The sequence below is a fragment of the Streptomyces sp. NPDC001153 genome, from assembly GCF_053598315.1.
In genome coordinates, this window is the sequence record NZ_JBSFJZ010000043.1 from 1 (window position 1) to 22,255 (window position 22,255).

Below are 22,255 nucleotides of genomic sequence, written 5' to 3' on the forward strand. Positions count from 1 at the left end.
GGATGTGGGGTTGATCAGACGCGGGCCGCGGTCGCCCACACCGAACCCCCCCCCCCCCCGACGCGTCCCCGAAAGAAGAGGTCTATGCCGCCTGCCGGTTCCCGTCCCGTCGGCCCTCTCGACGATGACGACTACCCCGCCTACACCATGGGCCGGGCCGCCGAGATGCTCGGCACCACCCCTGCCTTCCTCCGTGCCCTCGGAGAACACCGCTTGATCACCCCGCTGCGCTCCGATGGCGGCCATCGCCGCTACTCCCGGTACCAGCTGCGCATCGCCGCCCGCGCCCGCGAACTCGTCGACCAGGGCACCGCCATAGAGGCCGCCTGCCGCATCGTCATCCTCGAAGACCAGTTCGAAGAGGCGCAGCGCATCAACGAGCAACTGCGCGCCGAGGGCGGCAAGCCTCAGCCGAAGACATCAGCCTGATCAGAACGCTGGAACCCGAGGCAACCGATGCACTGCCGACGGACGAGGCCGTCGAGGGACCGCAGCGCCGTTTCGCAGCTCAGGCGGGCTCAACGCGTCAACCGGACTCCACGCAAAAAGAGAACCGCCAGCGAGCGTGACGTATGTAGTGGGTGACGAGGGGCGAACCCGGGGGAGAAGGAGCGGCAATCGATAGGAGGTCGCCATGGGTGGCGGGGATCTGGAACCTGGGGCAGCCTCTGGCCGCCGCTGAGGCGGCACCGCCCGGGAAGTCCGTCGCGGGCGGGGCCGCGGCCGGAACCGACCGTGCTGCTGGGCTGTGGTTCAGGCGTCGATGATGACGGGGATGATGAGGGGCTTGCGGCGGTGGGTGCGGAACGCCCAGTTCGCCACGGCGCGGGCGAGGAGTTGTTCGAGTTGGCGCGCGTCCCCGACACCTTCCTCGGCCGCGGTGGCCAGGGTCTTCTCGATGACGGGGATGACCGGCTCGAAGGTGGCGTCGTCGTGGACGAAGCCCCGGGCCAGGAAGTCGGGGGCCTCGGCGAGGGCGCCGGTGTCCGCGTCGACGATCGCCACCACCGTGACCACGCCTTCGGCGGCGAGGGTGAGGCGGTCCTTGAGGGACGCTTCGGTGGCGCCGCCGACTTCCATGCCGTCCACGTAGACGTTGCCGGCGGGGACCTTGCCGGTGATGGAGGCGCGCCCGTCGACGAGGTCGACGACGACGCCGTCCTCGGCGATGACGACCCGGTCGGGGTCGACACCGGTACGGATGGCGAGGTCGGCGTTGGCCCGCAGGTGGCGCCATTCGCCGTGCACGGGCATGACGTTGCGGGGTTTGACGATGTTGTAGCAGTAGACGAGTTCGCCGGCGCTGGCATGCCCGGAGACGTGCACCTTGGCGTTGCCCTTGTGGACCACGTGGGCGCCCCACCGGGTGAGTCCGTTGATCACCCGGTAGATGGCGTTCTCGTTGCCGGGGATGAGGGAGCTGGCGAGCAGGACGGTGTCGTCCTTGCCGATGCGGATCATGTGGTCGCGGTTGGCCATCCGTGACAGCGCGGCCATCGGTTCGCCCTGGGAGCCGGTGCACACCAGCGTGATCTTGTGGTCCGGGAGCTTCTCCAGCTCCTTCGTGCTCACGACCAGACCGGAGGGGACCTTCAGATAGCCCAGGTCACGGGCGATGCCCATGTTGCGGACCATCGACCGGCCGACGAAGGCGACCTTGCGGCCGTGCTGGTGGGCGGCGTCCAGGACCTGCTGGATGCGGTGCACGTGGCTGGCGAAGCTGGAGACGATGACCCGGCGCGGCGCGGTGCGCATCACCTGCTCGATCGCCGGGTTCAGCTCTCGCTCGGAGGTGGTGAAGCCGGGTACTTCGGCATTGGTGGAGTCGGTGAGGAACAGGTCCACGCCCTCCTCGCCGAGGCGGGCGAAGGCGCGCAGATCGGTGATGCGGTCGTCGAGAGGGAACTGGTCCATCTTGAAGTCGCCGGTGTGCAGCACCATCCCGGCCCGGGTGCGGATCGCGACCGCGAGGCTGTCGGGGATGGAGTGGTTGACCGCCACGAACTCGCAGTCGAAGGGCCCGAAACCACGCCGGTCGCCCTCCCGCACCCGCACCGTGCGCGGCCGGATCCCGTGTTCCTTCAGCTTGGCCTCCAGGAACGCCAGCGTCAGCTTGGATCCGACGACGGGAATGTCGGACCGCTCGCGCAGCAGGTACGGCACACCGCCGATGTGGTCCTCGTGGCCGTGGGTGAGGACCACGGCCACGATGTCGTCCAGCCGGTCCCGGATCGAGGTGAAGTCCGGCAGGATCACGTCCACGCCGGGCTGGGTCTCCTCCGGGAACAGCACGCCGCAGTCGACGATCAGCAGCTTGCCCGCATGCTCGAAGACGGTCATGTTGCGGCCGATCTCACCCAGGCCGCCCAGGGCGATGACCCGCAGCCCTCCTTCGGGAAGGGGCGGGGCGGCTTTCAGCTCGGGGTGCGGATGACTCATACCCTGACGGTACCCGGACAGCGGGACAGGGTGATCCATTGCCCGTGCGATCTCCTTCTCCCGACGGAGCGGGATACCCGCAGCGGGTGCCTCGGCACGACCGGATCACGCCGGCGACCGGGGACAGGCAGGGGTGAAAGCGGTACCACCTTCCGTGGCCGAACCGTTCGCCCGGTGCTGGAGAAGATCTCGTGCACCCTGTCGTGTCTTCCGGCGTTCGTCACCTCCCGGCGGGCCTCGGCGTTGGTCCACTCGAAGTGGTCGAGACGCGGGTGCCCACGGCGCTCACGAGCAAGCGGGCCGAGAGGGCCCCGGGGCAGCTTCCTTCGCCAGGCAGACAGATGGCAGTGTCCCCGAAGCGCTCGCCGCCCCCGCCCGCCATGCCGGAACCCGATGTGGTGCCCCATCGAACTCGACGACGAGGTCGCGCGGGGGCGGCTCGGCCGTGGTCTCGAGCCGGTCCCGGGAAGTCGAAGGTGACGTCCGTGACTGCGAGGAGCAGCCCCGCACGACGTCCGGGTGGCGTGGAACTGCGACGCAGCCGCAGCGATACGCGAAGCCCCCGCCCGTGATCACACAGAAGAAACACGTCACCCGCTGAGAGCCAATACGACGGTCGGTACGCGAGTGATGGGACGCACGCCCGGCATTCGATCTGATGCGGTGCCAGGAGGCGTTCTCATGGACTAGCGGCGCTCATGAGCGGGCGGCTCGCGGGGTGATGTCGTTCGGCGCCGTTTGGTCCACGACTGGTCCGGGAGAGACCTCCTGGGGTGTCAGACAGTAGCGCGAAGGCTCCAGTTAATCACAGAGTGTAGCCGTTATTTCGGGTTGCCTGGAGCGCAACGATGCCTCCAGGCAACCGACTTCAGGCTCTAGAAGAAGCCAAGCTTCTGAGGGCTGTAAGAACAAAGAATGTTCTTCGTCTGCTGGTGGTGCCGCCAAGTTCAGCACCAAGCTGCTTCGCCTCAACAGCGCCCGGCTGCTCGCCGGCGCGGTCGGCATCGGGACGGCCTGCCTCCTGGTCGTAGACGACCTCGTGCCCTGCCCAGGACGAACGACCGAAACCGGCAGCGGACGTGACCGCGCGGAGCGACCACAGCGGAGATCGGGCACGCAAGGGGCAATGGCAAAGACCGGCCGACGAGTCCCTGTTACTTCACGTCAGCTGCGCCTCGTGTATGGCGCGATGAGCACGGCAGTCGCATCCGACCTGCTTCGAAGTTCTGTCAGTGTCTGACTCGGAGACGAGCTGTCGCCAAGGGATTTCGGCAGCGCATCGTGGAACGCATACAGCGTCAGCAGGTACTGGTGGGTGCTGTTGGGGGGCGGGCACGGCCCGTCGTACGTTGCCTCGCCGAGGTCGTTGAGGAGTTCCCTGGCGCCGGGTGTCAGATGGTGCGCTTTCAGTTCCCGGGTCGCCGCCGGAATACCCACCTGTAGCCAATGGATCTTCTGGTCCTGGACATCGACCATGGAAAGGGCGAGTTCGGCGGTCCCCGCCGGTGCATTCGCGATGGTGAGCCCGGGCGAGTAGTCATGGGGGCTGTCGCAGGACATCAGGGACTCGAAGGAACCCGAGAAGTTGAAGCCTTGTTCTCGTCCGAGCGTGAACGGACCGGTGGGCATTGCTGTTGTCCGGGTGACGGCCGGGGATGCACTCGTGGTTGTCCGGGCGTGACGTGACACGGCAGAGCACGCGGAGGTCCCCCCAAGGGTGGTGACGCAGGCAGCGCTCAAGGCAAGGAATCGAAGCCTCATACGGCCAGCCTATGTGTTCTATCCACCCGTGATTCCATAGCGGCCGCTTACGTATTTCTAACGGAGTTTCTCCGGTCGGGCGCGAGAAGGAGTCGGGTTCGCGCGCCGGTGTCGTCCGATCCACCATGGGAAATGTGTGATTCGACCGCAGTGACCACACATGATCAGCTGCATCTGACGTGCTTCACGCGGTCGGCCGGTGTGAGCTGTTCTTGAATCTCACCCGCTAATAATTCGCCGCAGTCCGCGGAGCCCTGGAAATCGCGCGGTACCAGATGGCAGCGACATCTCTGCGGGGCGAGCCGGACGTACGATACCGGCCGACTGAGTAGGACGACGTCCCACCAACGGGACACCTTCGAACCCTCCGCGGCTACGGTAGTTCGAAGCCCGGGTTCATTCCGCCGAGCGCGTTCACGCACAGGCAATCCCGTTCCTCGGCGGTGGGCAGCGCGGCCACCGCGTCGAACAGCACGCCCCGCAACCGCTCCACGCTCGCCGCGAAGACCTTCAGCACCTCGTCGTGCGAGACGCCCTCCCCGGTCTCCGCGCCCGCGTCGAGGTCCGTGACCAGAGTCAACGATGTGTAGCACAACTCCAGTTCACGGGCGAGCGCGGCTTCGGGATGACCGGTCATGCCCACCACGGACCAGCCCTGCGCCCGGTGCCACAACGATTCTGCGCGGGTGGAGAACCGCGGCCCTTCGACGACGACCAGGGCGCCGCCGTCCACCGGCATCCAGTCCCGTCCGCGCGCGGCCTTGAGCGCGACCGCCCGTCCGGCGGGGCAGTACGGGTCGGCCAGGGACACGTGCACCACGTTCGGCACGGTGCCGTCCGGGAGCGGCAGCCCGTCGAAGTACGTCTGCACCCGGGTCTTTGTGCGGTCCACCAGCTGGTCGGGAATCAGCAGTGTGCCCGGCCCGTACTCCGGGCGCAGTCCGCCCACCGCGCACGGGCCGAGAACCTGACGTACGCCGACGGAGCGCAGCGCCCACAGGTTGGCGCGGTAGTTGATGCGGTGCGGGGGCAGATGGTGGCCGCGGCCGTGGCGGGGGAGGAAGGCGACCTGTCGGCCGGCGATCGCGCCGAGGAAGAGGGAGTCGCTGGGTGCTCCGTACGGGGTGTCGACCTGGACCTCGGTCACCTCGTCGAGGAAGGAGTAGAAGCCGGACCCGCCGATGACACCGATCTCCGCGTTCGTCATGCCCAGCACGCTAGCCGCGCAGGCACGGTTCGAGATCACGGCATCGGGGAACGTCATGCTCTCGAAAGGAATTCGGCCGCCCGGATCGGGTGCCCATCGTTGGAGTCGGCAGTTCGGCAACGTGGGTACGCACTGATCTGGTCCGGGGCCAGGACCGCTGCGGGAAGGGCGGCCGTCGGAGCGGAGGCTACGGCGGCGCGGCGGTTCCCGGAAGGCACGCTCCCTCGGTCGAAAGCTGCGGGTGAGCAGTCGGAGGTCGACTTCGCGGCCGCGTGGCCGGCGCTGGCCGGGCAGCGACGCGTGTGCGTCCTCACGCTGTGACCGTCCTGCTCGGGCAAGGCTGTGCACCGGCCCGGCCGCCTCGCAGGAGGTGTTCCTGTAAGGCCCATGTGCAGGCTTCGAGGCGCTGGACGGCGTGACGGCCGTATTGCGAAGCGCGGAAGCCGGACAGGTGCCCGGCCTCCGCCAAGTGCCTGTCACACGGGTGGTCAGGACTGCGACGGGTGGAGTCCCGCGGATGTTCGGCGTGCCCTGCGGCCGGGAGATGTCCCTGTTCCGTAAGGCGGTCGGACGTTCCATGGCGGCCTTCCTCCGGGTGGGATGGAAGGCATGACATCGCGTTTCCTTCCGCCTGTGTTCAAGGGCAGACTGCACGACGCCCGCACGGCAACCTCCATCGGGCGGTGGCTCGGCCTGGCGTTCACGGTGTGCTTCTGCACCGGCTTGATCAGCCACTTCACGCAGCACCCGCCGGGATGGCTCGCTAACGAGCTGCCCAGCCGTCCGGTGTGGGGATACCGGTTCACGCAGGGGCTCCACGTCGCGTCCGGTATCGCGGCGATCCCGTTGCTGCTCGCCAAGTTGTGGACGGTGTACCCCCGCCTGTTCGAGTGGCCCCCGGTGCGCTCGGTGCGGCACGCCCTGGAACGGGTGTCGGTGGCTGTCCTGGTCGCGGCCGCCCTCTTCGAGCTGGCGACCGGCCTGCTCAACACCGCCCAGTGGTACCCGTGGCCCTTCTCCTTCGTGGAGGTGCACTACGCCGTGGCCTGGCTGCTGACAGGAGCGCTGGTGCTCCACATCGCGGTCAAGGCACCTGAGATCGCGGCACACTGGAGCCGTCGCTCGGCGGGCACGCTGTCCCTGCCGGCCGAGGACGCCCCGGATCGGCGTTCCCTGCTCGCCGCGGTGGCGGCGGCGGTCGGCGCGGTCACCATCACCACGGTGGGGCAGTCCTTCACCCCGCTGAAGGACCTGACTCTTCTCGCACCCCGCCACCCCGACCATGGTCCCGAGGGGCTGCCGGTCAACCGGACTGCCGCGGCGGCCGGGGTCGGCCTGATCCACGCCGAGCGCTACCGCCTGACCGTCGCCGGACCGAGGTCCTACACACTCACGCTGGACGAGCTGCGCGCACTGCCCCAGCACGAGGTCGAGCTGCCGATCGCCTGCGTGGAGGGCTGGAGCAAGTCGGCGCACTGGACAGGTGTGCGCGTCATGGACCTGCTGGAGCGGGCGGGCGCCCCGGTCCACGCGCGGGTACGGGTGGTGTCGTTGCAGACCCGGGGCGGCTACCGGGTCTCCGAGATGGGTCACGAGCACGCCCGGGACCCGCTGACCTTGCTCGCACTGCGGCTGAACGGTGAGGAACTGTCGCCCGACCACGGATACCCGGTGCGCCTCATCGCTCCGAACCGTCCGGGTGTACTGCAGACCAAGTGGGTCGGCCGACTGGAGGTGCTGTCATGAGGGTCAAGGTGCTGCGACTGCTGGTGGGCGCCGCCGGGCTGGCGCTGATGGGTGTCGGCGCGTCCTTGCTGCTGGACAGACAGCAGGAGCTGATGGGTGTACTGGAGTGGCTCGGCGGGGCGGTCGTGTTGCACGACGCGCTGGTCGCGCCAGTGGTGCTGTTGCTCGGGCTGGTGCTGGTCCGTGGTGGGGTACGGGGGCCGGTCCGCGGGGCGCTGCTCGTGGCGGGCGCTCTGACTGCGGTGGCGCTTCCGGTGCTGCTGCGGCCGGGGCCGCGGGCCAACTCGACGGTGCTGCCGCTCGACTACCCGCGCAACTGGCTGCTGACCCTGGTGGCCTTGGCCACGTTCACGGCCCTGTTGGTGGTGGCGAAGGAGGTCCGTCGCAGCCGACGGCGTCCACCTTCGTAACAGCGGCGTCTTACGGGTGTCTTACGCACGGCCGGCACGGGCCCCGCCTGGCGTAGGGCATTCCTACGGTGGCGCCATGCGCACTCTTCGTACGGTGGTCCTCGCAACGGCTCCGCCCCTGTTCCTGGCTGTGGCGGGCCTGGCCCACCCGCGGCATCTCACCGCGTCGACGGCCGCTCAGTGGACGGCGCTGCATGTCGCTCTGCTTCCCGCCTTCCCCCTGCTGGCGCTCGGCCTGCTGGTGCCGCTGTGGGGCAGACCAGCGGGTGACCTGGACGGTGCACTCACCGTGGTGGCCTGGGCAGGGTGTCTCGGTTACGCGGCCTACTATTCGGGGCTGGACGCGGTGGCCGGTGTCTCTGCCGGGACGGTGGCGGGCCATGGGGCGCAGGAGGCGGTGGGGTGGCTCTTCTCGGCTGGTGACGAGTTGGGCCGGGCAGGGGTGTACGCGCTGACAGTCGCCGCTCTCGCCACCGGCGCGGTGCTGCTGCGGCGCCACGGCGTCCGGGTGCTGCCCGGGGCCGTGGTGGTGCTGGGGGCGTGCTGGTCATTCCTCGACAGTCACATCTTCTGGCCCCGCGGTGTGTTCACCATGCTCGCGTTCGCCGTGGGCTTCGGTCTGCTGAGCGCGGCGGCGTCCGGCCGGTCCGGAAGGCTTACGAACCCCTGACGGTTCTGCGTCCAGGCATCCGCAGACGCGTAGCCAGGCTTAGCGTCGGAGCATGTTGATCCTGGTCACCGGAGGTGCGGGCTTCATCGGCTCGCACATCGTCAGCGCTTTCACCAGTGCCGGGCACGAGGTACGCGTGCTCGACGCGCTCCTGCCCGCCGCCCACCGTACGCCGCCGCCCGTCCCCGATGGTGTCGACTGGCGCCACGCGGATGTGCGCGACAGGGGAGCGGTGGTGGACGCTCTGCGGGGCGTGGACGCCGTCTGCCACCAGGCGGCGATGGTCGGGCTCGGCAAGGACTTCGCGGACGCGCCCGACTACGTCGGCTGCAATGACCTCGGCACGGCCGTACTGCTGGCGGGCATGGCTGCGGCCGGGGTACGCCGGCTCGTGCTGGCGAGTTCCATGGTGGTCTACGGCGAGGGCCGCTACGAGTGTGCCCGGCACAGCGTCGTACGGCCGGGGCCGCGACGGATCGCCGAGCTGGACGCGGGCCGCTTCGAACCGCCGTGCCCACACTGTGGCGAGCCCCTGTCCGCCGGGCTGGTGGGGGAGGAGGCGCCGACCGATCCGCGCAACGTCTACGCGGCCACCAAGCTCGCCCAGGAGCACCTGGCCGCGTCGTGGGCACGGGCGACCGGCGGAAGGGTGGCAGCGCTTCGCTACCACAACGTGTACGGACCCGGCATGCCGCGGGACACCCCGTACGCGGGAGTCGCCTCTTTGTTCCGGTCCGCGCTCGCACGCGGTGAAGCACCACGTGTGTTCGAGGACGGCGGTCAGCGCCGGGACTTCGTGCACGTGCGGGACGTCGCGGGGGCCAACCTCACGGCCATGGAAGGGCTGCCCGCTCTGCCGGAGGGTGGCCTGCGGGCGTACAACGTCGGCAGCGGCGACCCGCACACGGTGGGGGAGATGGCCTCCGCGCTGGCCGTGGCGCACGGCGGCGACGCACCCGTCGTCACCGGGGAGTACCGGCTCGGCGACGTCCGTCACATCACTGCCTCCTCGCGCAGGCTGTGCGAGGAGCTGGGCTGGAAGCCGGTGGTGGGCTTCGCAGAGGGGATGGCGGAGTTCGCGGGGGCTGCGCTGCGGGCCGGCTGAGCGTTCCCCGGAGACTACTCGGAAGGGCCGTCCCTGTACTTCCACGGGGACGGCCCTTCTCCGGACCGGAAAGCGGACTCAGGCGGCTGTCGGCAGGCGGACCTCGAAGCGGCAGCCGCCGGGCACGTTGTGGACGGCGGCCCGGCCGCTGTGGGCCTCGACGATGCCCCGCACGATGGCCAGTCCCAGGCCTGCACCGGCGGGCGGGGTGCGGGCGTCGGTGCCGCGCCAGCCGGTGTCGAAGACGCGGGGCAGGTCCTCGGACGGGATGCCGCCGCAGCCGTCGGTCACCGAGACGACGACGCTGCCGCCCTCCTCCCGGGCGGAGACGGCGACCGTTCCGTCGGTGGGCGTGCGGTGGATGGCGTTGACGAGAAGGTTGGCCAGGACGCGGGACATCTCGCGGCCATCGACCTCGATCGGCACCGGTTCGACTCCGTCGCCGATGATCCGAACGCCGTGTTCCCTGGCGAGGGCGTCGGCACCCGCGATCGCGTCGCCGACGAGGTCGTAGACCGACATGCGGGCCGTGTTCAGGGCGAGTACGCCGGCCTGGATGCGGGAGAGTTCGAACAGGTCGCCGACCATCTCGCTGAGCCGCTCGACCTCCGTGCGGATCCGGGCGTGGTAGACGCCCGGATCGTCTAGCATGCCGTCCTCCAGCGCCTCGGTCATCGCCTGCAGCCCGGCGAGCGGGGTACGCAGGTCGTGGGAGATCCAGGCGACAAGCTCCCGTCGGGACTCCTCCAAGGCCCGCTCGCGCTCCCTGGAGGCGGCCAGCTTCCCGCTGGTTGCATCCAACTCCCGGACCAGTTGGGCCAGTTCGGCTGTAGGGGCGGTGTTGGGCGGAGTGAAGCGGCCCTCGTCACCGAGGGCGCGGGTGGCCTCGGCGAGTGCCTGGCTGCCCTTGACGACGCTGCGGCCCAGGACGAGCGCCACCGCGAGGGAGACGACCGCCGCTATGGAGCACACCATGGTGACGACCCACAGGTCGTGATCCGACAGCAGCATCGCCCACGACACGAGCATGGTCCCGGCGAGCATCGCCGCCACGGCGACGGCGGCGACCACGGTCAGCGACAGCGCGACCGAGCGGTTGCGCAGCAGCCTCAGGGCGGCCACACCGAGCAGTCCGGCGGCGCCCGCGCCGATCGCCGCGTACAGGGCGATCAGGAAGGTGTCACGCAGCATCGTCCGCCCCGGTCGCCGCAGGTACATCGAAGCGGTAGCCGACGCCCCACACGGTGTTGATCAGCCGCGGGCGGGCCGGGTCGTCCTCGATCTTCTCGCGCAGCCGCCGTACATGGACGGTGACGGTGGACAGGTCGCCGAACTCCCAGCCCCACACGCGACGCATCAGTTCCTCCCGGCTGGTGGCCCGCCCGGGATGGCGCAGGAAGAACTCCAGCAGGTCGAACTCCCTGATGGTCAGGGCGAGTTCCTGGCCATCGCGGGTGGCCCGGCGAGCCGTGGGGTCCACAGCGAGCGGTCCGGCCCGCAGTCCGGTCAGGCGTGGTACGGACGGTGTGCTCCGCACCGCCGCCAGCGTCCCCGCACGGCGCAGTACCGACTCCACCCGCAGGACCAGCTCCCTCGGGCTGAAAGGTTTGGTGACATAGTCGTCGGCCCCGACCTCCAGGCCGAGGATGCGGTCCTCCTCGTCACCCCGCGCGGTCAGCATGATCACGGGCAGTGGACCGGTCTCGCGGATACGGCGGCAGACCTCCAGCCCGTCCATGCCGGGCAGCATCAGGTCCAGCACCACCAGTTCCGGCGGCTGCGCGATGGCCCTGGCCACGGCGGACGGGCCGTCGGCGGCCACATCGACGTCGAAGCCCGCCCGGGTCAGATATCCGGCGACGACCTCGGAGACGGTCGGGTCGTCGTCCACGACGAGTACGCGTTTCACGGTATCGAGTCTCACACCGCCCCGCGGCTGTCAGGGGGAGCGGTGGCGGATGTCAGAGATCCGTAAGGACTGTCGCCGACGTCAGAGATCCGTAAGGACACCAAGTCCCTTACGCCCCTTTTGTGTTCGTAGGGTGAGTGGGGTGATCGAGACTTCCCCCTCTTCTCCCGCCCGGGTCGATGTGGTGCTGCCCTGTCTGGACGAGGCCGAGGCCCTGCCGTGGGTGCTCGACCGGATCCCGCCCGGCTGGCGCGCCATCGTGGTCGACAACGGCTCCACCGACGGCTCGGCGGACATCGCCCGCGCACTCGGCGCCCACGTGGTGACAGAGCCGGTGCGCGGCTTCGGCGCCGCATGCCACGCCGGCGTCATGGCCGCGACCGCCGACGTCGTGTGCTTCTGCGACTGCGACGCCTCCCTCGACCCCGCCCTGCTGCCGGACATCGCCGCACCCGTGCTCGGCGGCACCGCCGATCTGGTGCTGGGCCGGCGGCGCCCCACGTCCCCCGGCGCGTGGCCCTTGCATGCCCGCCTGGCCAACCTGGAGCTGGCCCGGCTCATCCGCAGGCGCACCGGGGTGCGGCTGCACGACCTGGGCCCGATGCGCGCGGTCCGCCGCGAGGCGCTGCTCGCCCTGGACCTGACCGACCGGCGCTCCGGCTACCCGCTGCAGATGGTGGTGCGCGGCGCCGACGCCGGCTGGCGGGTGCGCGAGACGCAGGTGCCCTACCACCCGCGCACCGGCCGCTCCAAGGTCACCGGTACCTGGCGGGGTACCTGGCAGGCGGTGCACGACATGCGTGCCGTGCTCGCCGAGACGCCCGTCACTACGACCGCCGTCGCCGGCGTGCGGGGAGGCGGACGATGAACACCCTGCCCCCGGTGACCCTGCTGGTGATCGCCAAGGAACCCGTGCCCGGCCGCGTCAAGACCCGGCTCACCCCGCCCTACACGCCCCAGGAAGCGGCCACTCTGGCCGAGGCTGCCCTCACCGACACGCTCCACACCCTGCTGCGAGCCCCCGCACGCCGTCGCGTGCTCGCTCTCGACGGCACCCCTGGCCCCTGGCTGCCGCCCGGCTACGACGTCGCACCCCAGAGCCTCGGCGGCCTGGACGAGCGGATCATCGCAGCCTTCGCCCACTGTGACGGCCCGACGCTCCTGGTCGGCATGGACACCCCGCATCTGACCGCCGACATGATCGCCGGAGTCGGCCGGGACGGCCGTGATGCCTGGTTCGGTCCGGCCGCGGACGGCGGCTTCTGGGCGCTCGGCCTCGCCGATCCCGCCCGGGTCGGTGCCCTGGTCCGTGGGGTGCCCATGTCCACGGACCGTACGGGCGCGATCCAGCGCATCCGCCTGGCCGAGGCAGGACTGGCCGTGACCGACCTGCCGGTGCTTCGTGACGTGGACACAGCAGCCGACGCTGCCGCGGTCGCCGCCTGCTGTGCACGCGGCTCCCGCTTCGCCGCTGTCCTCAACTCGATGGCAGAGGTGGTCCGATGAGCGGGACGGTGGTCGGCATCGACTCCGCCGTGGCCGAGCGGCCGGAACCGGCCGTGGCGGAGCCCCGGGCGGAGAACCTGACGGTGGTCAGGGCCAGGAAGCGCATGCCGGCGCTACCCGTCCGCCCCGCCGTGCCCGTGGAACCGGGCGCCCCGTGGATCGACGATCCCTACGCCCACGCTCTGCGTAGCGGACGCGGCCCGCTGTTCCTGCGGCGCCTGTCACAGCCCGATCACCCCGACAGCCTCGGCGAGGACCACGTACTGCCACTGGACGTGGAGCGCTGGTGTGCACGTCCCGACGCGGCGGACACGAGCGTGCTGCGCCGATGTACGGGCTCCGTCCTGGACGTGGGATGCGGACCGGGACGCATGGTGGCCGCACTGGCCGCCCGCGGCATACCGGCGCTGGGTGTGGACCTCAGCCGGGACGCCGTGAAGCGCACCCGGCGCAGTGGTGGCGCCGCCATCCAGCGCTCGGCCTTCGACCGCCTCCCGGGCGAAGGCCGCTGGGGCACCGTGCTGCTGATGGACGGCAACATCGGCATCGGCGGCAATCCTGTCGCCCTGCTGCGCCGCATGCGCGAACTCGTCGCCCCCGGCGGGCTCCTGCTGGCCGAAGCCGCCCCGCAGGACGTGGACCAGCGCCTCACCGTGCGCGTCGAGGACGCCCACGGCCACCACGGACGGCCCTTCCCCTGGGCCAGGCTCGGCACCACCGCGCTCCTGAACGCCGCAGACTCCGCCGGCTGGACCCCGACCGGCAGGTGGACCTGCGAAGGACGCCCGTTCGCGGAACTACGCCGCAGGCGCGCGAATCACCCCGACGCGCAGCCCTCGAACACCGAAAGGCCGCACCACTCATGACCGACAGCGTCCCCACGCGTACGTCGGCTCCCCGGCCCGCGGAGCCATTGCCCGACCACCCCGCCGAGCCGGTGAACCGCCGCGTCGGCCGTACGCGTACCACCCTGGTCGTGGCGGTGCTCGTCGCACTCAGCGCCGTTGTCATCGGCACCCTCCACGCCGGCGACAACCAGAGCGACCCGGGCCGCCTGCTCGTGGGATACGCCATTGCCTGGGCACTGTTCGCCGCCGGGGTCTGGGCCGTGCGCAAACTCCCCGCGCGCGCCGCGACCTTCCTGGTGCTCGCGGGCTCCGCCGCCGTCGCACTGTCCGGCCTGGCGGCACCGCCCCGCACCAGCGACGACATGTACCGCTACGCCTGGGACGGCCGCGTACAGGCGGCCGGTATCTCCCCCTACGCACACCCGCCGGCCGCCCCCCAACTCGCCCGTCTCCGGGACGAGTGGCTCTTCCCCACCCATGGAGCCTGCGACGGCTGGGGACTGAGGCGCACCGACAGCGGCGCGTGTGTCCGCATCAACCGGCCCAGCGTGCCGACGATCTACCCGCCCGTCGCGGAGGGCTGGTTCCTCGCCGTCCATACCCTCTCGCCACCCGGTACTCGTCACAAGCCGCTCCAAGTGGGCGGAGCGGTACTGGCGTTCGGCACCACCATCGCCCTGCTCGCCGTCCTGCGGCGACGCGGCGACCCGCAACGAGCCCCTGCCCGGGCCGCACTGTGGGGCTGGTGCCCGGCCGTCCCCTTCGAAGCCGTCAACAACGCCCACGTCGACACCCTCGGCGTCCTGCTCACCGTGCTGGCACTGGGCACCGCCACTTCCGGGGCGCGTCGTGGAGCCCTGCTCGGCGCGGCCGTCGCGGTCAAACTGCTGCCCGTGCTGGCGCTGCCCGGCGCCCTGTCCGGACAGCGCAGCGCGCGCCGCATCGGGAGCGTGGCGGCGGCTGCCCTCGGCGCGGTCGCGCTCGCCTACCTGCCCTACGTCCTGGCCTCCGGCACCAGCGTCCTCGGCTATCTCCCCGGCTACCTGAACGAAGAGGGCTACGAACCCGGCGACGTACGCCGCTTCGCCCTGCTTCGGCTGATCCTGCCGGACTCGGCCGCCGGAATCGCCGCTGTTGTCCTGCTCGCGCTGACGGCCCTGTTCGTATGGTGGCGCGGAGACCCGGCACGTCCCTGGAGTGGTGCCCTCCTGGTGACCGGCACGGCGCTGCTGCTGTTCTCACCCAACTACCCCTGGTACTCCCTGCTCGTCATCGCCCTCGCAGCCCTGGACGGCCGCTGGGAGTGGCTCGCCGTCACCGTGGCCGGCACAGTTCTCTACCTCGCCGGGCGGCTGTTGCCAGGGTTCCCTTTGCAGGCATGGGCCTACGGCGTTGCCGCTCTCACTGTCGCACTGGGTGCCTGCCTGAGAGGCATGAGGCCGACGCAGCCCCTGCTGAGTTGCCCCGGGCCTCAGCTGCCCGGCCCGGCGCAGTTCACGACATGAAGGCCGCCCGATCCCACGGCATCATCGGCGCCTTGACCCACGCGGGCACCCTCTGCCGGGCCGGCAAGGCCACCTGGCCACCTCAGCATGTGGTTGACGTGACTTCGAGCGATCGGGGCGTCACGTTAGTTGCAAGATCATGCAAACGAGCAGGTGCGTGGGGGGGATTGCCACACGAGGGAACCCGCCTCGGCCGCCCGCCGCGATACCTGCACCAGCGCCGCAGATTTGAGGGCTCCGGCCCGGACGGCCCTCAAGACGGAGACCTTTAGCGGACGCTGTCCGGATTACCTGTGTGACGTGAGGCTGCGCAGAGGTGCTTCACCGGCTTGCCGGGCCAGGCGCCGCCCGGCCGGACAGCAGCAGCGAGGCACACGCGCTGCAGGACAGCACCCGTTCCCGGCCCTGGCAATGCCCGCGGATGCGGTGAGGAGGCCGTGGCCGAACGGCAGCCGCACTCCGGGCCATCGGACGAAGGAGCCAATCCTCGATCTCATCCAGGCTGTCTCGCGGGAGGGCTCGGCCACGCCCTCGGCCACCGTTCACGAGTGATCACCTGCCGGGAGCGCGCCTCCCGCGCAGCTTCCAGCTGCCCGGTCGATCCGGCGATCTCCGCCCGGCACTCATCAGCGTTCCGACGCACGCCCCAGGTCCGCCGGAGACCCTGGGACACACGCGTGCTTTGTGCAGTGCAACGCGCTGATCGTGCAGGAACTCACCCGGATGCCCTTCGCATACTCGGTGCCCGAGCTACCGACACAATCCCCGATGACGCGGAGGCCGAGCTCAGTGCGAACATTCGTGTACACATCCCGTCCCTCGCGGGTCGTCTTCGGTGCCGGCACGGTGCGCCGGGTCCGCGACGAGGCCGAGCGGCTGGGCTGCTCCCGGGTGCTGCTGCTGTCCAGCCCAGCCCTGCCGGAGGCCTCTGCGCGAGTCCGCCGGGCCCTCGGTGACATGCTGGTGGCGGAATTCGACGGCGCGGCCATGCACACCCCGGTCGAGGTGACAGAGCAGGCGCTCCACGTGCTCACGCAGGCGTCCGCTGACGGCATCGTGGCCATCGGGGGCGGTTCGACGACAGGCCTGTCAAAGGCGCTCGCCCTGCGCACGGACCTCCCGCAGGTGGTCCTGCCGACCACGTACGCGGGCTCCGAGGTGACCCCCGTGCTCGGCGAGACACGGGACGGGCGCAAGGTCACGCAGTCCTCCCCGTCGATCCTGCCCGAAACCGTCGTCTACGACGTGGACTTCACCCTCACTCTGCCGCTGCCCATGACGGTCACCAGCGGTGTCAACGCACTCGCGCACGCCGTCGAGGCCCTGTACTCCTCCGACGCCAACCCGGTCACCGACCAGCAGGCCCTCGACGCGATCTCCCGCATCGCGCGGGCGCTGCCCCTCCTGACCGCCGACCCCGCCGACCCGGAAGCGCGCGCCGATCTCCTGCATGCGGCCTGGCTCGCCGGGACCTGCCTCGCAACCGTCGGTATGGGCCTGCACCACAAGCTGTGCCACACCCTCGGCGGCAGCTTCGATATGCCGCACGCCGAGACGCACACCGTCGTCCTGCCGCACGCCATGGCCTACAACGCGCCCGCTGTCCCCGGTGTGATGCGTCGCATCGCCGACGCCCTAGGTGTGCCGGACGCCCCGAGCGGCGTGTACGACCTGGTCGCCTCCCTGGGCGGGCCCACCTCGCTGCGCGACCTCGGCCTGCCGGAGTCGAGCCTCGCCCACGCGGCCGAACTGGCCGTCTCGACGCCCTACCCGAACCCGCGGGAGCTGACCGCCGAGGACATGGCGGAGTTGCTGACCGACGCCTGGTACGGGCGCCGCCCCGAAGGCCCTCCGTCCACGGAAGCGGGGCTCGCCCGCCTCACCGAACAGGTGGTGGCCAGCTTCGCGAGGGCCCCCGAGCCCCGGGTCCGTACCCTGCTCAGCGACCTCGTCCGGCACCTGCACACCTTCGTCGCCACCAACGACGTCACCGATGCCGAATGGCAGTACGCCATCGACTTCCTCACCCGGACCGGACAGCTGTGCAGCCCGACCCGCCAGGAGTTCGTCCTGCTGTCGGACACCCTCGGTGTCTCCAGCGCCGTCGATCTGCTCACCAACTCCCGTACCCCCACCACCACACCGTCCGCGGTGCTCGGCCCCTTCTACGTGGAGGGGCCGCCCGAGGCCGCGCACGGAAGCGACATCTCCGCCGGGCTGCCCGGCGTCCCGCTCTGGGCGGACGTGCGGATCACCGGCACCGACGGCGAGCCAGTCAAAGACGCGGTCGTGGACGTGTGGCAGTCCAACAAAGAGGGCTTCTACGACGTCCAACTCCCCGATCTGGACGGACCGGTGCTGCGAGCCCGGTTGCGCACCCACGCCGACGGGCGGATCACGTTCTGGTCCATCCTGCCCTCGGAGTACCCGATCCCCGACGACGGACCGGTCGGGCACATGCTCGGCGCGGTGGAGCGTCACCCCTACCGGGCACCACATCTCCACTTCATGATCGACGCACCCGGCCACCGCCGGCTCGTCACACAGCTGTTCGTGTCAGGCGGCGCCTATCTGGACAGCGACACCGTCTTCGGCGTCAAGGACGAGCTCGTCGTCGACTTCGCGCCGCAGACCGGCCCCACCCCCGACGGCCGCCATGTCGAGGGGGAGTGGCGTCGCCTCCACTACACCTTCCGCATCGCCCCCCTGGCCGGATGACCGAGGAGCGCCCACTCATGACCATCACCGATGCGCGACGCGCGTACGACACCGACGTCATCGTCGTCGGCAGCGGCCCCGCTGGCGGCTCGGCCGCCCTGGCGCTGGCCACCTACGGCGTCCGCACCCTGCTGGTGACGAAATACGGCTGGCTTGCCAACACGCCGCGGGCCCACATCACCAACCAGCGCACCATGGAAGTGCTGCGCGACCTCGGCGTCGAATCCGAGGCACTGACGTTCGGCAGCCCGTCCCACCTCATGGGTGACACGGTGCTGTGCACCTCGCTGACCGGGCAGGAGATCGGCCGCATCCGCAGCTGGGGCACGGGGCCCGCCTCGGCCACCGAATACGCCTCGAAGAGCCCCTGCGAGATGATCGACCTGCCGCAGACCTACCTGGAGCCGATCCTGGTGAGCAACGCGGCGTCCCGCGGCGCCAAGGTCCGCTTCGACACCGAGTTCATCGGCTTCACCCAGGACGCCGATGGCGTCACCGCCGTCCTGCGTGACCGGGTCCGCGGCGACGAGTTCACCGTGCGGGCCCGCTACCTGATCGGCGCGGACGGAGGGCGCAGCACGGTCGCCGAGCAGCTCGGCCTGCCCTTCGACGGGCGCATGGCCAAGGCCGGCAGCATGAACATCGTCTTCAAGGCAGACCTCACCCGCTACTGCGCCCACCGGCCCAGTGTTCTGTACTGGGTGCTGCGGCCCGGGGCAGAGACCGGCGGCATCGGCATGGGCCTGGTCCGTATGGTCCGTCCGTGGAACGAGTGGCTGCTGGTGTGGGGTTATGACATCGAGCAACCGCCGCCAGAGGTGGACGAGAAGGCGGCGCGGCAGATCGTACGTGATCTCGTCGGTGACCCCCACCTGCCGGTCGAGATCACATCGACCTCGCTGTGGACGGTCAACCACAGCTACGCCACGGTGTATTCGTCCGGGCGTGTCTTCTGCGCCGGCGACGCCGTGCACCGTCATCCGCCGTCCAACGGGCTCGGCTCCAACACCTCCGTCCAGGACTCCTACAACCTCGCCTGGAAGCTCGCCATGGTGATCCGCGGGGAGGCCGGAGAAGCGCTGCTCGACAGCTACACGGCCGAACGCGCGCCCGTCGGGCGGCAGATCGTCGAGCGGGCCAACCTCAGCCGTGACCAGTTCGGCCCTATCTTCGAAGTGCTGGGCGTCGGAGGCGGCAGCGACGAGCAGGCCATCGCCGAAGGGCTCGCGGCGCTCGGGGCGCAGACGCCCGAGGCCGGCGAGAAGCGGCGCCTTCTTGAAGAAGCGATCCAGCTCAAGAACTACGAGTTCAACGCGCACGGCGTGGAGATGAACCAGCGCTACGCCTCCTCGGCGGTGCTTTCCGACGACGGACCGGCCGAAGTCTGGGAGCAGGACCCCGAGTTGGTGGCCCGGGCGACCACCCGGCCCGGCGCGAAGCTGCCGCACGCGTGGCTCGTCGACGCCCACGGAGAGCGTCTGTCCACGCTGGACGTCATCGGTGACGGCACCTTCACCGTGCTGACCGGCCTGTCGGGCGGCGTCTGGGACACCGCCGCGACCGCCTGCCGGACAGAGCTCTGCCTTCCGCTGCGGGTGGTGCGCATCGGCCACGACAACTGCCGTGACGCGTATGGCGAATGGAGCCGAGTCAACGAGATCGCCGAGGACGGCGTGCTGCTGGTGCGCCCCGATGGCTACGTCGCCTGGCGCCGCGCCACCGCCCCCGAGAGCGCGCAGTCGGCCCAGGACGAACTGCTCGGCGCGCTGCGTCGGGTGCTGGACCGGTAGGAGAGAGCGGTATGGACAAGGTGATGGCCACGGCCGCGGAGGCCCTGGCGGACGTGGCGGACGGACGGTCGTTCGCCGTCGGCGGCTTCGGGCTGAGCGGTGTCCCCGAGGTGCTCATCGGCGCCCTGTACGAGAGCGGGGCGAGCGGTCTGACCGTGGTGTCGAACAACTGCGGCGTGGACGGCCGCGGCCTCGGCATCCTGCTGGCCGCGGGCCGCATTGCCCGGGTCACGGGCTCGTACATCGGTGAGAACAAGGAGTTCGCCCGCCAGTACCTCGCGGGCGAGCTGGAGGTCGAGCTGACGCCGCAGGGCACGCTCGCAGAGCGGCTCAGGGCGGGTGGCTGCGGAATCCCGGCCTTCTACACCCCGGCCGGCGTCGGCACGCAGGTCGCGGAGGGCGGGCTGCCGTGGCGGTACGCGCCGGACGGATCCGTCGCCATGGCATCGCCACCCAAGGAGGTACGGACCTTTCATGGCGTCGACCACATCTTGGAGCACGCCATCACCACCGACTTCGCGCTGGTCAGAGCCGCGCGCGGAGACCGGCACGGCAACCTCGTCTTCCACCGTGCGGCACGCAACTTCAACCCGCTGGCCGCGATGGCCGGGCGCATCACCGTGGCCGAGGTGGAGGAACTCGTCGAGCCGGGAGCACTCGACCCCCACGAGATCCATCTGCCCGGGGTGTTTGTCCAGCGTGTCGTGGCGCTGACCCCCGAGCAGGCGGCCGACAAGGGAATCGAGAAGAGGACGGTGCGCGAGCGATGAGCTGGACCAGGGACGAGATGGCAGCGCGCGCTGCGCGCGAGCTGCGGGACGGCGACTACGTCAACCTCGGCATCGGCCTGCCCACCCGCGTGGCCGACCACCTGCCGACAGACATCGACGTCGTCCTGCACTCGGAGAACGGCCTGCTCGGCGTCGGACCGTATCCGTCACCCGACGAGGTCGACGCCGACCTCATCAACGCGGGCAAGGAGACGGTGACCGTGCGGCCGGGGGCGTCCTTCTTCGACTCCTCGCTGTCCTTCGGGATGATTCGCGGCGGTCACATCGACACCGCCGTCCTGGGCGCGCTGCAGGTCTCGGTCCGCGGCGACCTGGCCAACTGGGCGGTACCCGGAAAGATGATCAAGGGCATGGGCGGTGCGATGGACCTCGTCCACGGCGCCCGCCGGGTCGTCGTACTGATGGAACACACCGCCAGGGACGGCAGCCACAAGATCGTCGAGAACTGCACCCTGCCGCTGACGGGCCGGGCCTGCGTGGACCGGATCATCACCGACCTGTGCGTCCTCGACATCACGCCGACCGGACTCCGGCTCGTCGAAACCGCCCCAGGTGTGACGGCCGACGAGATCGCCGACCTGACACCGCTGAACTTCCACCCCAGTCCTGCAGGGAGCCACTGATGATCGAGAGACCGCGTGACGTGTACGTCGTCGACGCCGTGCGCACCCCCTTCGGCCGCTACGGCGGCGCCCTTGCGGGCGTACGCCCCGATGATCTCGCCGCCGGTGTGCTGCGCGCCCTCCTGGACCGCAGTCCCGACCTGGACCCGGGGCGCATCGACGACGTGCTTCTCGGAAACGCCAACGGAGCGGGCGAGGAGAACCGCGACGTGGCCCGGATGGCCGCGCTGCTCGCAGGACTCCCGGTCACCGTGCCGGGTGCCACGGTCAACCGGCTGTGCGGATCCGGTATGGAGGCAGTCGTCCAGGCGGCCCGAGCGATCGCGCTCGGTGACGCGTCCATTGCGGTGGCCGGCGGCGTCGAGTCCATGAGCCGCGCGCCGTGGGTGTTGCCGAAGCCGGAGCGTGCTTTTCCGGCGACGGACCAGCAGCTGTACTCGACGACGCTCGGCTGGCGGATGGTGAACCCGCGGATGCCGGCGGAGTGGACCATCCCCCTCGGCGAGAGCGCGGAACTCGTCGGCGCCAAGTACGCCGTCACCCGAGAGGCACAGGACGCGTTCGCCTTGGCCAGCCACCGCAACGCCGCCCGTGCCTGGCGTGAGGGCAGGTATGCGGGAGAGGTCGTCCCCGTCGAGGGGGTGGACCTGCCCCGTGACGAGGGCATCCGGGACGACACCTCCCTGGAGGCCCTCGCCCGGCTCAGGCCGGCCTTCATCGAGGACGGCACGATCACAGCCGGCAACGCCTCGCCGCTCAACGACGGGGCGGCCGCGCTGCTGCTCGCCGACGAGGAGGGGCTCGCGGCGACCGGCCGCGAACCACTGGCGCGGGTGCGGGCGGCGGCGGTGACGGGCATCGAGCCGCAGTACTTCGGACTCGGCCCGGTGGACGCGATCCGCAAGGTGCTCGGGAAGGCGTCGGTCGCTCCCGACGAACTGCACACGATCGAACTCAACGAGGCGTACGCCGCACAGGCTCTGGCCTGCCTGGTCGCGCTGCCCGAACTCGACCCGGAGGTCGTCAACCCGCGCGGTGGGGCCATCGCCATCGGCCATCCGCTGGGAGCCTCGGGCGCCCGCATCACCGGCGCGGTCGCGCATCAGCTGGCCGCGGCGGGATCCGGGACTGGGCTGGCGGCCCTGTGCATCGGGGTGGGCCAGGCACTGGCGCTGGTCCTGGAACGCTGACGCCGCTGAGACGGGCGCGGGGGGTGCCCCTTCACCT

At 70.5% G+C, this 22,255-nt stretch carries 19 protein-coding genes and 1 pseudogene; 15 read left to right on the forward strand and 5 right to left on the reverse strand.

Going from position 1 to position 22,255, the window contains the following annotated elements; translation table 11 throughout:
* Positions 1 to 84: 84 nt before the first annotated feature.
* Entirely contained in the window at positions 85 to 429 is a 345-nt protein-coding gene (locus ACWDEN_RS36790; RefSeq protein WP_450862262.1) for a MerR family transcriptional regulator, read from the forward strand.
* Positions 430 to 753: 324 nt separating this feature from the next.
* On the opposite strand, the gene ACWDEN_RS36795 is transcribed toward ACWDEN_RS36790, so the two are convergent.
* From ACWDEN_RS36795 to ACWDEN_RS36805, 3 genes are all read right to left on the reverse strand, one after another.
* The gene (locus ACWDEN_RS36795; protein ID WP_351607156.1) at positions 754 to 2,439 is read right to left on the reverse strand and encodes a ribonuclease J; all 1,686 of its coding nucleotides are present in this window, start codon (positions 2,437 to 2,439) and stop codon (positions 754 to 756) included.
* A 1,164-nt stretch (positions 2,440 to 3,603) separates the two neighbouring features.
* Positions 3,604 to 4,068: a YbhB/YbcL family Raf kinase inhibitor-like protein gene (locus ACWDEN_RS36800; RefSeq protein WP_450862264.1), complete on the reverse strand. Its 465-nt coding sequence runs from the start codon at positions 4,066 to 4,068 to the stop codon at positions 3,604 to 3,606.
* 505 nt (positions 4,069 to 4,573) lie between these two features.
* Positions 4,574 to 5,407, reverse strand: a complete 834-nt coding sequence (locus tag ACWDEN_RS36805; protein ID WP_450862266.1) for an S-methyl-5'-thioadenosine phosphorylase — start codon at positions 5,405 to 5,407, stop codon at positions 4,574 to 4,576.
* 609 nt (positions 5,408 to 6,016) lie between these two features.
* Here ACWDEN_RS36805 and ACWDEN_RS36810 point away from each other — a divergent pair.
* The 4 genes from ACWDEN_RS36810 to ACWDEN_RS36825 all read left to right on the forward strand — a co-directional run bounded on the left by ACWDEN_RS36810 (position 6,017) and on the right by ACWDEN_RS36825 (position 9,338).
* Positions 6,017 to 7,153, forward strand: a complete 1,137-nt coding sequence (locus tag ACWDEN_RS36810) for a molybdopterin-dependent oxidoreductase (RefSeq protein ID WP_351607164.1) — start codon at positions 6,017 to 6,019, stop codon at positions 7,151 to 7,153.
* Complete coding sequence (locus ACWDEN_RS36815; protein WP_450862268.1) at positions 7,150 to 7,563, forward strand: hypothetical protein; 414 nt, start codon at positions 7,150 to 7,152, stop codon at positions 7,561 to 7,563. The genes ACWDEN_RS36810 and ACWDEN_RS36815 overlap by 4 nt, the downstream gene beginning before the upstream one ends.
* 76 nt (positions 7,564 to 7,639) lie before the next feature.
* Complete coding sequence (locus tag ACWDEN_RS36820; protein ID WP_450862270.1) at positions 7,640 to 8,233, forward strand: hypothetical protein; 594 nt, start codon at positions 7,640 to 7,642, stop codon at positions 8,231 to 8,233.
* A 52-nt stretch (positions 8,234 to 8,285) separates the two neighbouring features.
* Positions 8,286 to 9,338: an NAD-dependent epimerase/dehydratase family protein gene (locus ACWDEN_RS36825; RefSeq protein WP_351607169.1), complete on the forward strand. Its 1,053-nt coding sequence runs from the start codon at positions 8,286 to 8,288 to the stop codon at positions 9,336 to 9,338.
* Positions 9,339 to 9,416: 78 nt separating this feature from the next.
* On the opposite strand, the gene ACWDEN_RS36830 is transcribed toward ACWDEN_RS36825, so the two are convergent.
* Both ACWDEN_RS36830 and ACWDEN_RS36835 read right to left on the reverse strand, forming a co-directional pair.
* On the reverse strand, positions 9,417 to 10,529 hold the full coding sequence (locus tag ACWDEN_RS36830) for a sensor histidine kinase (RefSeq protein WP_450862272.1): 1,113 nt from the start codon (positions 10,527 to 10,529) through the stop codon (positions 9,417 to 9,419).
* Entirely contained in the window at positions 10,519 to 11,247 is a 729-nt protein-coding gene (locus ACWDEN_RS36835; RefSeq protein ID WP_351607174.1) for a response regulator transcription factor, read from the reverse strand. The genes ACWDEN_RS36830 and ACWDEN_RS36835 overlap by 11 nt, the downstream gene beginning before the upstream one ends.
* A gap of 142 nt (positions 11,248 to 11,389) precedes the next feature.
* On the opposite strand from ACWDEN_RS36835, the gene ACWDEN_RS36840 reads away from it, so the two are divergent.
* The 10 genes and pseudogenes from ACWDEN_RS36840 to ACWDEN_RS36885 all read left to right on the forward strand — a co-directional run bounded on the left by ACWDEN_RS36840 (position 11,390) and on the right by ACWDEN_RS36885 (position 22,218).
* Positions 11,390 to 12,115: a glycosyltransferase family 2 protein gene (locus ACWDEN_RS36840; protein ID WP_450862275.1), complete on the forward strand. Its 726-nt coding sequence runs from the start codon at positions 11,390 to 11,392 to the stop codon at positions 12,113 to 12,115.
* Entirely contained in the window at positions 12,112 to 12,753 is a 642-nt protein-coding gene (locus ACWDEN_RS36845; protein WP_450862276.1) for a TIGR04282 family arsenosugar biosynthesis glycosyltransferase, read from the forward strand. Before ACWDEN_RS36840 ends, ACWDEN_RS36845 begins: the two co-directional genes overlap by 4 nt.
* Positions 12,750 to 13,619 carry a class I SAM-dependent DNA methyltransferase gene (locus ACWDEN_RS36850; RefSeq protein ID WP_450862278.1) on the forward strand — a complete coding sequence of 290 codons (870 nt, stop codon included), beginning with the start codon at positions 12,750 to 12,752 and terminating at the stop codon, positions 13,617 to 13,619. The genes ACWDEN_RS36845 and ACWDEN_RS36850 overlap by 4 nt, the downstream gene beginning before the upstream one ends.
* Positions 13,616 to 15,106 (forward strand): glycosyltransferase 87 family protein, encoded by a 1,491-nt coding sequence (locus ACWDEN_RS36855; RefSeq protein ID WP_450862280.1) that lies wholly within the window; start codon positions 13,616 to 13,618, stop codon positions 15,104 to 15,106. Before ACWDEN_RS36850 ends, ACWDEN_RS36855 begins: the two co-directional genes overlap by 4 nt.
* A pseudogene (locus ACWDEN_RS36860) lies at positions 15,070 to 15,174 on the forward strand (IS5/IS1182 family transposase); the annotation flags it as partial. The gene ACWDEN_RS36855 and the pseudogene ACWDEN_RS36860, both read left to right, overlap by 37 nt.
* A 733-nt stretch (positions 15,175 to 15,907) precedes the next feature.
* Positions 15,908 to 17,824 carry a maleylacetate reductase and hydroxyquinol 1,2-dioxygenase domain-containing protein gene (locus tag ACWDEN_RS36865; RefSeq protein ID WP_450862282.1) on the forward strand — a complete coding sequence of 639 codons (1,917 nt, stop codon included), beginning with the start codon at positions 15,908 to 15,910 and terminating at the stop codon, positions 17,822 to 17,824.
* A gap of 17 nt (positions 17,825 to 17,841) precedes the next feature.
* The gene (locus ACWDEN_RS36870; RefSeq protein ID WP_351607184.1) at positions 17,842 to 19,614 is read left to right on the forward strand and encodes an FAD-dependent oxidoreductase; all 1,773 of its coding nucleotides are present in this window, start codon (positions 17,842 to 17,844) and stop codon (positions 19,612 to 19,614) included.
* 11 nt (positions 19,615 to 19,625) lie between these two features.
* Positions 19,626 to 20,384, forward strand: a complete 759-nt coding sequence (locus tag ACWDEN_RS36875) for a CoA transferase subunit A (protein ID WP_351607187.1) — start codon at positions 19,626 to 19,628, stop codon at positions 20,382 to 20,384.
* Positions 20,381 to 21,028: a CoA transferase subunit B gene (locus ACWDEN_RS36880; protein ID WP_450862285.1), complete on the forward strand. Its 648-nt coding sequence runs from the start codon at positions 20,381 to 20,383 to the stop codon at positions 21,026 to 21,028. The genes ACWDEN_RS36875 and ACWDEN_RS36880 overlap by 4 nt, the downstream gene beginning before the upstream one ends.
* Positions 21,028 to 22,218 (forward strand): thiolase family protein, encoded by a 1,191-nt coding sequence (locus tag ACWDEN_RS36885; protein WP_351607191.1) that lies wholly within the window; start codon positions 21,028 to 21,030, stop codon positions 22,216 to 22,218. Before ACWDEN_RS36880 ends, ACWDEN_RS36885 begins: the two co-directional genes overlap by 1 nt.
* Positions 22,219 to 22,255 lie beyond the last annotated feature (37 nt).